The sequence below is a fragment of the Nostoc sp. CMAA1605 genome, from assembly GCF_021596505.1.
Lineage (GTDB): Bacteria > Cyanobacteriota > Cyanobacteriia > Cyanobacteriales > Nostocaceae > Trichormus.
Genome location: NZ_PJIZ01000050.1, coordinates 1 through 15,529, shown reverse-complemented (window position 1 = coordinate 15,529; position 15,529 = coordinate 1). Strand labels below are relative to the sequence as shown.

Here is a 15,529-nt window from a genome sequence, read left to right as displayed (position 1 = left end):
GCCACAGGATTGGATAACAAACAGGTTTTGAGGTGGAACGGCACAGGAACACAGGAGTTGCAAGGAACTCCGTTTTTAACAGGAACCGAAGGGGCTACCCTGTACTGTGTTTTCACTGTCTCAGGGAACACTAATTACGGTCTAGTCCGAACCCAATCAGGTATAGATGACTTTTGGCGATTTGTTAATAACAGTGCTGGATATTTTGGAGTTTTCCGAAATGTTAGATATGAGGCTTACCCTCTAAATATGCCAGTCACAGGAAATCATCTAATTAGTGTCCATTCAAACGGAACTAACTACGAAGTAATTCAAAACAATGCGTCTAAAGGGGTTCAATCTTCCTCTTATGTTCCTGGGAATGTGTTCCGCGTTGGGGTTAACAACTTACCCTTTAATGGTGATATAGCCTTAATCCTTTTGTATCCATATCACGTATCAAAAACGTCTCAGGATCATCTAAATATCCTTAGTGCGATTAAGCAGTTCTATCCATCATTACCATTCACAATTTGATATGACAATATTCTGCAATGAAGGGGATAAACCGAAGGTTAGATATCAATCAAAATCCAGGGGGAAGCGTGTTTATCAGTCCAAGGTTTCACCCATAGAAGTATTGCTAGAACCAATCAAAAAAAATGAATATGGAGACGACTACAACGCTGAAGGATACACAATCACCTATGCAAACGGAGATGAACAAACCGTAATTAATCATCGAACGCGAATAGACCCCGTATCAGGACAACCACAAATACAATTTTGGTCATGCGGGTCTACGGACTGGGATAACAGGCAGTCAGACGGAACTTATTCTGTTTGGTATTCTTATGGTTCTCCAGTAGCGAACATTGATAAATCTCGCGGTTGTCCTCCGCCAATTCCACCGCAGGATTTTTCAATCAAAATTCTCTATGAAGGAAATGTAATTTTCCGCGATCGCAGTGACACGGAAATAACTTATGAAGTTGATTGCGGAAATTGCCCTACTGGACATATTGAATGCAAAACACCTGAGTATCCTGGATTTTGCTGCATTCCATGCAAAGAAACAGCAGCCGCAATTAATAACTTAGCTACACAAGCAAATAGGCATTAATGGCACAGTGTAAAGATATAGATGCAGCATTAAAAAGACTTGAAAGGGCAATTGCCAATCAAGGTAAATGTTGCAATGAGGTCAGAGATAAAATTAAGAACTTAGAAAATAGAATCGGTGCGTTAGAAAGAGCTAATAAGAACCCATCAACAAATAACAAACAACAAAATCTAAATGACATATACAAACGTCTACAGAGACTAGAAAGTTACTGTAGCTCTATTGAAGCCGTCCTTGCCGGTTTTGCTAATACTCTCAAATTAATTAAGGCGATTTTTCTAGGATGACTCTACCCTATTCAACTCAAGCCGGTAAGTTAGCTTTCCAAGAGGCTACAGGTTTGTATCGTTCTCTTAACTACCGAATTGGAGATTTTAAAGCACTTAGGGGATTATCGGCTGACTTAAAGCAATTAAGTAGTATTAGAACCGGTGCGAGGGCTGCAACAAATCCCATATCATCTGCATATAAACAGTTAGAGTTTGACATTAAAGACGGGAAGAAAGTAACGGATGGTCTAAAAAGTGGGAATTGGAAAAATGTCGGTGGTAAATTTGCTAGCTTCATGACACTAGCGTTTGCTGCATTATCTGTATTTGGGGCAATAATAGGAGTCGTAAACAGTCGTGCCATAACTCAACTCTCCGCTATAACTGTTAGACAATTTGAAGTTCAGGGTAGAGAGTTTGCTATACAATTTCGCCTAATTGAAAAGACCTTTACAGGGTTAAGAAACGTAAGTAAAACTGTAGACAAATTAGTCAAGGAACAAAAAGAATTTGTTGATAGAACCTATGCGGAAGCGACTAAGTCTAATCGTGGTGCCATCGAAGCTCGACAGAAAGCCAATGATGCACTGTATGAAGTAAGAGCAGGTAGGAAGATTTTAGAAGACAGGATATCTTCAGAACTTCAAAAGGCGAATGCTCGCGTTGCAGAGCTAAACACACGTATTACAAATACACTAAAAAACAATAACAATAATATTGTTACGTCTCTGCAAAACACTGTTAGCAGTCTTCAGAATTCTCTCTCACAGTCTAATAGAAACGTAGAGGCTGCGAATAATGAGATAAAGAGACTATCCACGCGAGTAGATAAGACCGAAACAGTAACTAGACAATTACCAGCGACTATTCAGCGAGTTACGAACGCTTCACAAGATACGACAGTAAAGGCTGTAGATAGGGCATTCGAGACAATACAGCAAGTCAACAAAAGATGGGGTGTAACTGTTACTCCTGTCACTATTACACCTGCTACTGTCAACGTTTCAGAGTCAGGAGGTGTAACCGTAACACCTGCAAGTGTGACACCTGCGCGTGTGACGTTTTCTGACTTCTCTACAAGTGACTTAGGACTACAAATTAGGGTTAACCAGGAAAGACAACAATCAAACATTACTAGTCAACTTTCAGCCTTGGGGAGCGCGATTTCTAATGTTGGCGGTGTAGCTACAAACGCTAATAATAAAGCTGATTTGGCATTAAACGAAGCAAAAAATAAGGGGATTGTGGATTTCACCCCAGTTAACGCAAAAATCAAGGAAATAGAACGTGTGAATGAGCAGGGAAACAGAAAACTTGATGACATCTTAGGGAAGGTTAACTCAATTATTCCTGTACTAGCCTTAATTCCAGCTAGAGCCGCCCAGCAGATTAAACAGGATATGCCTAGTGTTGGAGACATTGAGGCAGCAACTGGGAGAGCGATGTGCAGGAATCTTCAGACCGGCTGTGGTCGTAAGGCCATAGATGACGCTATAGGAAATATCACCAATAACGTTAACCAGCACAACACTAACAATACAGGTAGTGTTCTGGATGCCTTGAATACTGGCGCGAACGCAGCACAAATCACCTTGCTAAACACGATTAACGGCAAGCTTGGTGATGCTATCCCCGGCGGGATTGGTGGCAAATTAAATAAATTGGCGAGCTGGTTGCAGCTTGACCGTCTGCTGAATCTACTAACTTTTGCCGCAACTGTTCATAATGCGGCTCAGTTAACATCAGACATCGCGGTAACGCTTGGCAGTGCTTTAAGCAATGTCTTATCCCTTATTGGGATTAAGAACGACGATGGCAGCGCAATTGATATAGGACAAATCATCAATAGCACTGTGGAGAATTTAGTTAAGGGAATTATTGGGGAATCTCAATATAAGCAATTTTCTGAAGCCTGGGCGAAGGCTAACAGGATATACCAGGCGACTACCAACGTCGCCAACTCGTTCACCAATATCGGACACACAATATTGAACGGTTTAGAAATTGTCGGAGGTAATACTGGGAAGATTGGTAACGCCTTGAGAATATGGGGTGCTGTTGGGGAGAACGCCTACAACTGGATGAACCCACAACCGAACTACCACAGCAGAATATTTCAATTTTTTGAAAAGGCACAGAATACAGCTAGCACTGTGCAACAGGTAACTCAAGTGCCACTTGATGTGATTTCATCCGTCACAGAGTTTAACAATTCCACTAAGGAATTAGTTGATTCAGTGACTCAAAAACCAGAAACAACACAAGGTCAAGACGTTGGTGACGCTGAGACGGTAAAGGAACAGAGAGACGCTGCAAAAATCGCAAGCGTGGGTGCAGTTTATGACATCACCGATTTATTTGATGCCAACGACTAACTAATTTTAAGGACAGATAATCATGCCTCTAGAGATTCCTATTAATGAACCATCAGTCACTGACTTGGCACTTCTCCCAAAAACACAATTTAATGTTCAGGTTAGAGAAGTTAGAACAGCTTCCCTAGATAGTGATGCGGCAAGTTATGAACGCTTCATAGAGATAGAACTACTACTAGCAAATATCAAAAAATCTCTCATCAATGCAGCAATTGAAAGAGTATTTACAGTTATTCAAAGTGCGGCAATTAGCGACATAAATGTTGTTGCAGTAACTCCCACAACTCCAAACACTGGGGTTACTGGAATTGTCAACTTTTACACTTCTGTAGATAAGTCTGGTAGTGAATTACTAGTAAATGTCTACTTAAAAACGGAATCAATTCGTCAGAATAACATTGATGAGGTTTTGAATAGAATTAAAACTTACACTTTGGCTTCAGTTCAAACAGACCTTAACCCATAATCTATAAATTTTATGCCTTTACCGGAAGATTTCTCACCTTGGGAACATCTGCAATCAATGCTCAGGTTAAATCACAACAAATTGGTTCGTGAATACTTTCGTGATGTGGGTGGTGATGACTGGGAACCAGATTTAACTAGTACAAGAGGTCAACTCAGAATTGCTTGTACGTTAGACGACAATGATACCTCAGCAATGACAATGTTGAGAATGTACTTGTTTTATGAGGTTTTAGGTTATGGGCAAAAAAACCTAGCAGTGGTATACGGATCTAAAGAGAGATACACACCTCCAGTAACAGGCCATCCAAGGGTAATTCTATACTTTTCTCAAGACAGATCGGGAATTCCCAAAGGATACGGATTGGTTGATGCAGAAATGTCATTTAGATTAATGAAAGAGACAGAAGAAACATTTACGCCAGCAGAAGCAGAAACACTAGGTAGAAAAATAAAAGAAGAGTTTACTGATGGAGGCAAGGGAATACAGTTTACTAAAGGTAAAGATATTTATGCTTACTATGACAAAGAAAATGGCTATAGGTTAAAGATATTATGCACAACTGAATCAGATGCAATTGATGTTATTCAAAGGTGTCTGAGAATTCAGAATATTGCATATAACAAAAACTTTTTAAGTGTCTCTCAGCCTAAGAAAACAAGTAATCCCAAGCCTGGGAAAACATTAATTTATGGAAAGCAACGCGAAAAAAGGCGATATAGACCAATCGCCAACGTTCGTTTTAGATATGCAATTTGTGAGATACCAGGATTAACGAAGCCTGTTGCACTGTATGACACAACCCAAAAGTTACCAGCGATTGTGTTTTGATTCTTGTCTGGGCAGTGCTGGCATTGAATTTATTACCCATCGCCAAAAATCATATTCATTCATTTGATCAGGTTCTAAGTATTCAACCTCCTCTAAATCACAAAGTGCTGATAACGTTGTTATCACTTGCTCTCTATCTGTTACGTCAATGTGTAGCTGGTATGTGTTAGCAAGATGTCTTAATTCTTCTCTTGCATAATTTCTTATAAATGGCAGTGTTAATGAACGGGTAATAGATTGTATCAATGGTGTGAGCATTTTCTGAATTTAGAATAACTGTCAAACGAGATTATCATCATTTGACTTTAAAAATAAGGACACATACGTATGTCTCCAATTAATAGGATGTATATATTTTTTAGTTATGTTGAAATCATCAAGTTACCTTTACGGTAAAGGAACGAAAGTATGACAACTTCGGCAAAAGCCAAAAAGAAAACCACATATTTCATCAACGTTACTTCCACAAAAGTGGTACGTATCAAGGCGGTAGAGGGGTCTGTGGGCAACCTCGCAGACAACCTTGGGTGGACAAAAAGCACGACTGGAGAAGTCCCAGACGGTAAAACACTCGTTGGCACTGGTCAATCAGATGCACTAGTGAACGGCTGTTTTCCCGTAGCCATCTATTACACAAAGCAGGGAACTGAACGTCGTGCTGTGCTGTTGTGTTCTCCAACTAAAGCGGACACTATAGCAACGGAAGCCAAAAGTGGGAAATATATGGGTAATCCAGTAGTGAAGGTTACTGCTGTGCGCCGTCGTAAATTCGTTTACTAGAATTTTGCGATCGCAATTGTTCTACTTTATTTCAACTAGATAGGAGTATTTTCAATGGCTCTAGGTTATATCATTGGGCAAAAAGACGAAACTGATACAGTCGTCGGTTACTGGGATGGTACGGCATTCCTATTAATTGCTGATAACGCGGACGCAATTGACAGTGCAGATTTCATCGAAACTGTTGCAGATGCTCGTTTTGTTCAAGGAAGTATTCAAGCAGCAAACACCGGCTTTGATGTTGTCAAACTAGAAGCGGAATCCAACATTACCCTTGTTCCCTAATTAAGTGTGTTAAATGGCGGTTAATTGGCAGAGAATTTATCAACGTAGTTTTTACAATCTACAAGTACCTAACCGCCAACACATTGATATTATCCACCCAATTACTAGTCCATATATTGCGGTGGAATTATCTAAGCTTGGTGGATGGGATTATAGGTTTATTGGGTATATTGCACCATTTACCTACATACCAGGAACATCGACACCTGATAGAGTTTATGGGAAATGGCAGAGAGCATATATTGGCAGACAAATGTTTGAACTATCTGGATTTGAACGTTTAGGGAATATTGAGTTTATACCTAAACTGTGGATTCCAGATATTTCAATAACCGTGTGGCTTGCGATTGGAGACACCACGACTATTGAAGAAATAGAGCAAAAACTAGATACGTTAATTTAATAATCACCTGATATAATCCACTAGTACAGTTTAAGTACAATAGAGAACATATGGACGTAAAAACATTATTGGTTGAGTTAATCTCTAAATTCTCAAGAGTTCTAGCTTTAAAAGACCAACAAATAGCAGTAGCCTTGTCTAATGATGTCGCTGACAAACAGACGATAGACGAAGCATTGCAGAGAGCTGCAAATTCAGAAGCAAGGGTTAAAGAACTCGAAGAGCTATTTTTAAACGAAGAAAGCGAAATTACCCAGATTTTGCAAAGTGCAATACAGGGGTTGCCTACTCTTCCTGAAGAAGCAAGCGTTTAAAAGACATCCATGAGGATAGTAAAGCCGCTTAATGCGGCTTTTTTGTCTTCAAAATTAACAAGAAAATTTATCGTCATGCGATTGAATACCATTGCTGAAGTCATAGAACTGTTAACAGCATCAGTTAATTTATTTTTATTGGTAATTGCTAATTTTAAAATCGAAGAATTAAAACGACTTGATGTAATGGCGAGTATCACGCCAGAACAAATAAGAAAGAGAAAACAAGTCAAAGCCATCATGGCAGAAATAGAAAAAATAGCACAGCCAGACAGACTGCTACTGGGTAGATTCAGAAATACTCTTCTCTGGGGAGATGAACATCTCACCAGGATGACCATCACTGATGAAATTCGTTCTAGCGACGAAATCGAAAGCTTAAAGAATAAATATCAGGATGTTGACGCTTCAAACATATACGACGAACTAGAAAATTTCTCCCCAAATGATTTTACGTTGATAGATAGAGATGATCCGTCATTGTCCATTAAGTGTGTTAAACACATGGACGTTGATCAGATTAAAGTAAAAGCATCTAGACTAATTGTTGACAGAAATAAGCGAATTGTAGCAATCCTAGAAATGCACTATGTCAACTCATACTCAGATGTTTTCGCCAGTCCTACCCAAAAACGAAAAATAGATATTCTGTTCAATCGGTTAAGCGGTTTACTGTTGCCTAGACGTTGACAACAAAAAACTGGCTGAAATGATTGGTATTCTCAGCCAGATATGGGGTGTAAATCATATGGGTTTTTGCGCTGTTTAGGCAAAAACTAGGCAAGGTAAAATAATCTGGGGATGGAATCAAAGCCGATGACGGGATTTGAACCCGTGGCCTGCTGATTACGAATCAGCTGCTCTACCACTGAGCCACATCGGCACACACGATACAAGATTATAGCATGATTATTTACCTATGGTGAAACCAAATTCCAAAAACAATCTGAACCCAGAGAAATTTGCTCGTCTCAAAGCTGAGGCCATATCACCCTATCGTGGCTTGCGACAATTTTTTTATATTGCCGTTGGTGCTTCCGGTTTTATCGGTGCATTTGTTTTCTTTTTTCAATTGTTAGCAGGTAGAGACATTGAACACACTTTACCTAATTTTGCTCTTCAATTAGCCGTAGTCGCTTTGATGATTTTTCTTTGGCGTTGGGAAAAACGTCGGCAAGGTCAATAATAAGCCATTTTTTCCTGTTAGATAGTTCTGATCCTGAGCTATTTAACCTTTAACGCCTGATTTCTAGCAACTAATGCTCAAAAATTATCTTTTATGAGAGCGTCATATTTACAAAATAGGGTGCATTGAGGAGATAAATTGATTAAAAAACCTTGGGGCGCAAAGTGAAAGACTTTTCCTTATTGATAAAAATTTAGGTAATTTTGCTTAATATTTTTTTGAGTAAAGCCGGATGATTTGTTTCTCGGATGATTTCCATTGTTTACATAACTTTACTTTATTTAAGAAACTATAAATTTTGATACATTTTGCAATTTAAAGAGAGAAAACATAAAAAAAATATTAGGAAATCAGGAAATCGCAAAATTTCTGAGAAACTTGTAATTGTTCAAACGAGGTCAGCCAATATAAAGACCTTGACCATAAACCCATGATTTAAAAATGGGGTCAAATTTTATATATAGACCCCAAATTTAAGAAAACCTAACTAGTGTTAGTGCCAGAGTCAGTTTTTACTAACTCTGGCACTAGCCTTTTGGAACTGAGAACTTACTGTAGAAGTAAGTCTCAGAACAGGTTATACCGATTTTGGATTAAAAGCCTAGATTTGTAGACTGTGCCAAAATCTCAAAACAATACTAATTATCCCCATTTGGTATGAGATTACGGAACTCTTACCACATAGGAAGAAGGTAAAGGTTGGGCGCGTCCAGCGTTCACTAGTGCTTGGTATACAAAAGCAGCAATTTCGGCTCTAGTGGCTTCCCGATTAGGATTGAGTTGATTAACGTTGGGATAGTTAATCACTAACTGCTTGCTGGTTGCAGCTGCGACTGGACTAACCGCATAATTGGGGATCTGTGCTGCATCAGTATAAATGGAAATGACATTTTGATTATCAGCCGTCAAGCCCAGTCCATTGGCTAGGGCTACCAGAGCTTGGACTCTGGGAATTTGTTGTTGGGGTTTGAAAGTTCCATCAGGATAACCCGCTACAAATTGACTCTGATAAGCTGCTTGAATAGCAGCGTAAGCCCAGAAATTCCGACTGACATCTCGAAACTCAATGGCAGAACGTTTAGCTGGTGGTGTTAAAGCTTTGGTAATAATGGTAGCGAATTGGGCGCGAGTTACGGGATCATTAGGTTTGAATGTCCCATCAGGAAAACCAGCAATAATATTTTGTGAGGCTAAGGCTTCTATGTAACCTTTAGCCCAGTAATTTGCCGATACATCTTTAAATGCTGTTCCAGAACCAGGTTGTTCTACAGTAGCCGCCACAAAATCAACTGCACCAAAAATCTTTTTCTGGTCAATATCGTTACCCACAGCGAGAATGCGAACCGTTTTGGTGGCATTATTTACGTCATAACGAGTGTTAGAGCGAATTAAGTTACCGCCGGGATTTTCATTACTGCCTAAATTGGGTTCAGCTGAAATAGTGGCGACAACACCATCTCGTTTATTGTTTTGAATGACGTTATTACGCAGGATGGGTTTGGCTGATTCTGAGATAAATAAGCCATCTTGATTCTGTACAATTTGGTTTTCCACAACCAAAGGTGTAGAAGTACCACCAATTGCGATCCCAAAACCTGTGTCTTGAAATAAGTTATTGCGAATTTCACCTTGAGCAGCCTTAGTAATGGAAACGCCGTTACCAGTATTCTGAACAAAGATGTTACTTTCAATTTTGGGATTGCCTGTACCTGTAACAAAAACGCCATCCCTAACGCTTTTTGTAAAAGTATTGTTTTTGATAATGGGATTAGTTGATTCTACCCAGACACCTGTGCCACGTTGATTGGGGTTGGTGACAGTTAGACCTGAAACTGTGGTGTTTTCAGTCGCTAAAATAGTCACATCTTGTCTAGCAAAGGTACGACTAGTGTAAAATCCACCACCTGTAATAACTATTCCTTGACCTTTACTAGCTTCGTCCCCCCGCAGTGTTACCCCAGGCTTGAGAGTTAGGGGAAATTGTTCTCCAGATTGACTGTTATAAGTTCCAGGTGCAAGTTGAATAATCGTACCTGCTTGAGCCTGGTTGAGAGCGTAGGTAATGGTTTTATAAGGTGTATTAGCTGCATTACCAGCACCTGCGGTATCTGCACCAGTGGCAGGATTAACATAAATTATGGGTGCAGTTACGGGAACTTGAGCGGTGAGATGAGACTGGCTGGCTTTGGGGTTGGCTTGGACAGCATGAGCAATTAGTGTGATGGAGCCAGTAGCCAAAAACAAAGCGATGATTCCAGTTGATAGGGGTTTCACCGAAAATATAGTTAAGCCCTGATGTTTCATTTTTACGTCTGTAGCTTGCTGAATGTGGGTTACTTGAATGGGTGTTATGTAGCCAATATCTAGCTACCAAACTTATGCAAAACTATAGCGGATGACTAAGGTATCAGCAGCTATGTTTCGCAAGAAAATACATAAATCGTCTAGATTGAGGCGAAAAATCTGAGATCACAAGTTATGGGATAAGAAGCGATCGCTCCTAACTTTTGTATATTAGATCACAAATTTTTCTCAACAATCTATGTTTTTAATTCATAAAAATTTAGATATTTCAGGAATCGCAATCAAACTGATGGGGGTGTGAGGGTGCAGGGGTTGAGGGGAGGAACAAAGTGTTTCTTCTGAATTTTGAGCCACTGGCTACAACTTCGCCTCTATCAGAGACTCACGTTAACCATAAGCAGCATAAAGGGGATCTAGATTAAACAACTAGATCCCCTCTATGCCTGCCTAGATTGAAATTTTTTCTTAACATCAAGCGTAATGAAGACAGATAGGCAAATTAACTGAAAACAAATCAGTTAACTCTTCTTTTTTTCTGTCTCATGCCTCCTAATAAGCTAAGGTTTCTAAAGTTTCCCGTAGATATCGCTGCACCTGCTGTTCTAGACGCATTTCTTGCAGTCTAGGATAGCTTTCTAGTTGCCATCTTTGGAAACCAGAACTTGCTGCGATCGCGTATTGGAGATTTTGCCAAATTTCTGGATCACTATAAGCTGTTATTTTAGCCATATTCCTTCATTCCTCAGTTTTAACTTTGACAGTCAACTGGGGCAAGATTTTATTAACCCGCACCCCTAAAATCGTGAAATCCTGGTTAATCTTTTCTAAAGGTAACGGTTCTATAGCAGCAAATTCTGTGTCATTTGTCACTAAAACTCGTGCTACACTGACTGGAATCTGAAGAAATAAATTACTTGCCAGAAAGGTTAAGCCAGCCATTAACAAAGCTAAACTCCGCCATTGTGGTAAGAAACTAGCTACATTCACCATCAGAGGAGTTACTTGATACAGTTGCCATAGCAGCACAATTGAGATCATGGCTGCCAGGAGTGCCAATAACCGATTTAATTTTGTATTAATTAAACAGAGAATTTTTCTTTGCTGCTCAGTCAGATTTTCTGGCTTGAGAGCTACACCCAAAATACCAAATATATAAAAAGGTCGGCGCAATTGCATCCACAACAGGGGAATCACGCCCACTACCGCTACTAGTAACAACTCCATCCATACAGGTAGTAGCGGTTCACCTACAGACAAAAACAATAAACACAGCAGTAAAAAAACGGGCAGTGTTGCCAAGCCTGCCAGATGAATCCACAAAATTGGTTCAGAACGAAATGAGCGCATAAATTACAGTCCTGGGTTTTGATTAGGCAGGGGGCGGGGAGCAGAGAGCCAGGAGAAGATTTCCGTGTTTCTCCCTGCTCTCTACCCCTTGTCCTCTTCCTTGACTCAGCACTATCTTGTCAATGCCAGTGTACGGCGTTTAGTTACCATCTGGTATGCGTCGATGATGTCACCTTCTGCCCAGTCATGGAATTTATCGATGCCCACACCGCATTCGTAACCGGCGTTGACTTCCCGTGCATCTTCTTTCATCCGTTTGAGGGAGTCGAGTACGCCTTCGTAGATGACTTTGCTGCCACGGCGTATCCGCACTTTGCAGTTACGGACAAGTTTGCCAGACTGCACGTAGCAACCTGCAACCGCACCACGACCAACTGGGAAGACAGCCCGAACTTCGGTTTGACCCAGGGATTCTTCTACTAATTCGGGTTCTAGCAGACCTTCTACAGCCCCTTGGATATCTTCCATGAGTTTGTAGATGATGTTGTATTCCCGCACATCTACACCAGCTTCATCGGCGGCTTGCCTTGCACCACTGGCGTAGGTGGTGTTAAAGCCAATAATAACTGCGCCACTGGCTGCGGCTAGGTCAATATCGGTCTGGGTGATTTCTCCGGCTGTGGACAAGAGCATCCGAATTTGGACTTCGTTTTGGGGAATTTGTTTGAGCATTCCCACAATGGCTTCCACTGATCCCTGTACGTCGGCTTTGAGGATCAAGTTGAGTTCTTTCAACTCGCCTTCTTGAGCCTGGGCTGATAGGGTGGTGAGGGTAACGCGTCCTTGTAATAGACGAGACAGGCGTTGTTTGTCGGCACGGTCGGAAGCGATCGCTCTGGCTTCTTTTTCGTTCTCGAATGCTTCAAACTCATCACCGGCGGCGGGTACATCGCTTAAACCGAGTACCTCCACGGCGAAGGAGGGAGAAGCCACGTCTACACGTTTGCCGCGATCGTCAACCATTGCTCTGACTTTACCGAAGGCTGAACCAGCCACCAGCATATCTCCCACGCGGAGAGTGCCGTTTTGAATCAGTAAGGTAGCGACTGCGCCTTTAGCTTTATCTAGGTGCGCCTCGATGACTGTGCCTCTGGCGGAACGATCTGGGTTAGCGGAGAGTTCAGCGACTTCTGCCACCAAGAGAATCATTTCTAGGAGTGTGTCGAGGTTTTCACCTTTGATCGCACTCACAGGTACCATAATTGTCTCGCCGCCCCATTCTTCTGGGGTGAGACCGTACTGGGTGAGTTCTTGTTTAACGCGATCGGGTTGCGCCCCTTCTTTATCAATTTTGTTGATGGCTACCACAATGGGTACTTCAGCCGCTTGTGCGTGGCTAATTGCTTCTACGGTTTGAGGACGCACACCGTCATCTGCCGCTACCACTAGGACAGCGATATCTGTCACCCTCGCACCCCGCGCCCGCATGGCGGTAAAGGCTTCGTGACCAGGAGTGTCCAAGAAGACGATTTGCTGTTGTTTGCCTTCATGCTCAACATCAACATGGTACGCACCAATGTGCTGGGTAATCCCACCAGCTTCACCGGCTGCGACCTTAGTTTTACGGATGGAATCGAGCAGAGTGGTTTTACCGTGGTCTACGTGACCCATAATTGTCACCACTGGAGGACGACGAAGGAGATGTTCCAAATCACCCACGTCAATCATTTCCGTGACTTTACGCGCTTCTGCTTCTGGTTCGGCGGTTTCAATTTCTACTTCTAGTTCCTTGGCGACTAGGGTGATGGTGGGAATATCCAGATTTTGGGTGATGCTGACCGCCATCCCTTTCATGAACAGGATTTTCACAATCTCTGTGTCGGCTACTACTAAAGCATCCGCTAGTTCTTGTACCGTCATCGGGCCGGTTACTATCACTTTGCTCGGACGCTCGCGTTTGACTTCAACTTCTTGTTGACGACGATTTTGGTCACGAGAACCGAATTTTTTAGTTCTGGCAGTTGGAATACTACCTACACCTGTAGTAGACGGTTGTGAGGGTCTAGCGGCTTTGGGTTTGGGGGACGAGCAATTGACAAACTCACCTGGACTGTAGCTGGGATTTCCAGTTTGTCTTCAGGATCGAGAAAATCATCTTCAAAATCATCTTCCAGGATGGGCTTGATGCGTTTACCTTTGACCGAGGCCTTGCTCGATTTTTCTTTGATTTCGTCAATGATTTCTTCTTCTTGCCACTTTTTGCCACCTTTAGCCAATCGGGGTGGTGTGGGACGTTTTAAGTCGAGCAGATCGGGTGCCGGTCTATCCTCAATAGATTCCATGCGGCCTGATACCCCTGCCATTTGTTTAGGGGGTGTGGCCACTGGCACTGGTGCCACGGCTTCTCCAGGGCGCGCTGGTCGAGGACGGCCTTCCCCAACTGGTGCATTTGAGCGATTCCCACGTTCTGGTCTGGCTGCTCCGGGACTAGGACGGGACGGTTTTTGTCCAGCAGGCTGGGGTGTCTCTGTGGATGTAGGTTTAGAGACTTTTGGCCTGGGCTGGTCACGATCCTCTTCTGCCCGTCGTGGGCGTTCTCGTTTGAGGATCGGTTTTTCTGACGCGCTCACTTGTTCAGGTGCGTCTGACTTTTCTGCTACAGGTCTAGCTGGTGGTGCTGTTAGTTGTGGTTTTTGGGGTTTTTCCGGCTTAGGTCTAGATGGAGCTACCTTTTCCGGTTTTTCCACTGCGCTTTTTTCAGAGGCCTGTGGTTTGGGTGTGGCTTCTGTGACTGGAGCAGGTTGTGCTGGAGTGGTTTCAGATTGAGTACGGGGACAGGTCGAGTGGGAGCCGTCGGCTTCATGGGTGAGACTGGTGTGGCAAAGGGCTTTGGTGGTGCTGGAGAATTCACTTCGGATGATGGAGCAACTTGGTGATTGCTAGCTCCTGATACTTCGGGAGCATTAGAAGTAGGATTTTCAATATTTTGGGTTTACGAATTTCCAAAATTTGTTGTTTGTGAGGTTGGTTTGAGCGACTATTTGAGCTAGTAGGTGATGAATTGGGTTTATGGGATGATGTATGAAATTCTTTTTTGGGCGTTCCGTTTGTTGCTGGTAATTTTTCAGCCGCCGCCCTAATATTTTCTGCCTCTGTTTCTGAAATTGTACTGCTATGGCTTTTGACCGCGATGTTGAGCTGGTCGCAAATTGCTAATAGCTCTTTGTTATCCAAATTCAATTCCTTTGATAATTCGTAGATTCTAACTTTGCCGTTGTTCATCCACTCTTCCCCTTTAATTTACAGTTTTTTTGTGGATGGTTGCCTGGGAGTGTGACATCTCCATCCTTCGATTACTGTTTTTCGGTTGCTCTTGGTTTGTTTGCCAGTGCCTCCAATCAGGAAAGAGAGATTTGTCGGTTTAATGTTGGCATCGCCACCGTATGGGGTGGTTAAATAGCAGCCATAAATTTTTTCTGGAGAAAATGTATTTATGGTGGCTAGTGATGCCGAACTGCACCTTGACGCTACCAGGTTGCCATTCGGTAGTTTTTTGTTTTGCTGGTTTTGAGTCTTCCACAACACAATTGCATAAAATTTTGTTGGGAGTTCTGCTTTGCTCTGCTTCAAAATTTTGGGAGAGCTGTTTGCTAACTACACCCATTTACTATTTTGGCACTAAGCCCAACAATTTAAAGAGAGTGTATAGTCACTTAACGTTGGGCTTGCGGGATGATTTCCCTGGGGATCACCACCAACAGAGCAATTCAGACTTAAATTTGTTTTTGGGGATTGTTGAGGGTTAGATGATGCCACAATGTTTGGTACAGTGTTTCTGGTACTGATGCACGTAGCGATCGCCCTAGTTTATTTTTTTTCTGAGCCGCCTGCAAACAACTATGCTGTGGGCCAGATGTAAGCTGAACG

Annotated in this window: 17 protein-coding genes, 1 tRNA gene and 1 pseudogene; 12 read left to right on the top strand and 7 right to left on the bottom strand. The window is 42.1% G+C overall.

The window, feature by feature from the left end; genetic code table 11:
* The 6 genes from CV014_RS17480 to CV014_RS17455 all read left to right on the top strand — a co-directional run.
* Positions 1–516 (top strand): hypothetical protein (locus tag CV014_RS17480; protein WP_236143191.1); only part of this gene is annotated, 516 nt, incomplete at its 5' end.
* Between the two features lies 1 nt (position 517).
* The gene (locus CV014_RS17475) at positions 518–1,102 is read left to right on the top strand and encodes a hypothetical protein (RefSeq protein ID WP_236143190.1); all 585 of its coding nucleotides are present in this window, start codon (positions 518–520) and stop codon (positions 1,100–1,102) included.
* Positions 1,102–1,389 (top strand): hypothetical protein, encoded by a 288-nt coding sequence (locus CV014_RS17470; RefSeq protein WP_236143189.1) that lies wholly within the window; start codon positions 1,102–1,104, stop codon positions 1,387–1,389. The genes CV014_RS17475 and CV014_RS17470 overlap by 1 nt, the downstream gene beginning before the upstream one ends.
* Positions 1,386–3,746, top strand: coding sequence for a hypothetical protein (locus CV014_RS17465; protein WP_236143188.1), 2,361 nt, complete (start codon positions 1,386–1,388; stop codon positions 3,744–3,746). Before CV014_RS17470 ends, CV014_RS17465 begins: the two co-directional genes overlap by 4 nt.
* Positions 3,747–3,768: 22 nt before the next feature.
* Positions 3,769–4,212: a hypothetical protein gene (locus CV014_RS17460; RefSeq protein ID WP_236143187.1), complete on the top strand. Its 444-nt coding sequence runs from the start codon at positions 3,769–3,771 to the stop codon at positions 4,210–4,212.
* A gap of 12 nt (positions 4,213–4,224) precedes the next feature.
* Positions 4,225–5,043: a hypothetical protein gene (locus CV014_RS17455; RefSeq protein WP_236143186.1), complete on the top strand. Its 819-nt coding sequence runs from the start codon at positions 4,225–4,227 to the stop codon at positions 5,041–5,043.
* Here CV014_RS17455 and CV014_RS17450 read toward each other — a convergent pair.
* Positions 5,023–5,301 carry a hypothetical protein gene (locus CV014_RS17450; RefSeq protein ID WP_236143185.1) on the bottom strand — a complete coding sequence of 93 codons (279 nt, stop codon included), beginning with the start codon at positions 5,299–5,301 and terminating at the stop codon, positions 5,023–5,025. The genes CV014_RS17455 and CV014_RS17450 overlap by 21 nt on opposite strands.
* Before the next feature lie 150 nt (positions 5,302–5,451).
* Between CV014_RS17450 and CV014_RS17445 the strand changes: the two genes are divergently transcribed.
* From CV014_RS17445 to CV014_RS17425, 5 genes are all read left to right on the top strand, one after another.
* Positions 5,452–5,823, top strand: a complete 372-nt coding sequence (locus tag CV014_RS17445; protein WP_236143184.1) for a hypothetical protein — start codon at positions 5,452–5,454, stop codon at positions 5,821–5,823.
* 54 nt (positions 5,824–5,877) lie between these two features.
* Positions 5,878–6,108 carry a hypothetical protein gene (locus CV014_RS17440; RefSeq protein WP_236143183.1) on the top strand — a complete coding sequence of 77 codons (231 nt, stop codon included), beginning with the start codon at positions 5,878–5,880 and terminating at the stop codon, positions 6,106–6,108.
* Between the two features lie 13 nt (positions 6,109–6,121).
* Positions 6,122–6,511: a hypothetical protein gene (locus CV014_RS17435; protein ID WP_236143182.1), complete on the top strand. Its 390-nt coding sequence runs from the start codon at positions 6,122–6,124 to the stop codon at positions 6,509–6,511.
* 50 nt (positions 6,512–6,561) lie between these two features.
* Complete coding sequence (locus tag CV014_RS17430) at positions 6,562–6,825, top strand: hypothetical protein (RefSeq protein ID WP_236143181.1); 264 nt, start codon at positions 6,562–6,564, stop codon at positions 6,823–6,825.
* A 75-nt stretch (positions 6,826–6,900) separates the two neighbouring features.
* Entirely contained in the window at positions 6,901–7,515 is a 615-nt protein-coding gene (locus CV014_RS17425) for a hypothetical protein (RefSeq protein WP_236143180.1), read from the top strand.
* A gap of 121 nt (positions 7,516–7,636) precedes the next feature.
* Here the strand turns inward: CV014_RS17425 and CV014_RS17420 are convergent.
* Positions 7,637–7,708: transfer RNA gene (locus tag CV014_RS17420), tRNA-Thr, on the bottom strand.
* Between the two features lie 36 nt (positions 7,709–7,744).
* Here CV014_RS17420 and CV014_RS17415 point away from each other — a divergent pair.
* On the top strand, positions 7,745–8,011 hold the full coding sequence (locus CV014_RS17415; RefSeq protein WP_236143179.1) for a DUF3493 domain-containing protein: 267 nt from the start codon (positions 7,745–7,747) through the stop codon (positions 8,009–8,011).
* 663 nt (positions 8,012–8,674) lie between these two features.
* On the opposite strand, the gene CV014_RS17410 is transcribed toward CV014_RS17415, so the two are convergent.
* From CV014_RS17410 to CV014_RS30145, 5 genes and pseudogenes are all read right to left on the bottom strand, one after another.
* Entirely contained in the window at positions 8,675–10,315 is a 1,641-nt protein-coding gene (locus tag CV014_RS17410; RefSeq protein ID WP_236143178.1) for a DUF1565 domain-containing protein, read from the bottom strand.
* 549 nt (positions 10,316–10,864) lie between these two features.
* Positions 10,865–11,044 carry a hypothetical protein gene (locus CV014_RS17405; RefSeq protein ID WP_103135732.1) on the bottom strand — a complete coding sequence of 60 codons (180 nt, stop codon included), beginning with the start codon at positions 11,042–11,044 and terminating at the stop codon, positions 10,865–10,867.
* A gap of 6 nt (positions 11,045–11,050) precedes the next feature.
* Positions 11,051–11,662, bottom strand: coding sequence for a low-complexity tail membrane protein (locus CV014_RS17400; protein ID WP_103135733.1), 612 nt, complete (start codon positions 11,660–11,662; stop codon positions 11,051–11,053).
* Between the two features lie 111 nt (positions 11,663–11,773).
* A pseudogene (gene infB / locus CV014_RS17395) lies at positions 11,774–14,884 on the bottom strand (translation initiation factor IF-2).
* A 491-nt stretch (positions 14,885–15,375) separates the two neighbouring features.
* On the bottom strand, positions 15,376–15,529 hold a 154-nt coding region (locus CV014_RS30145; RefSeq protein WP_268964769.1), incomplete at its 5' end, for a YlxR family protein.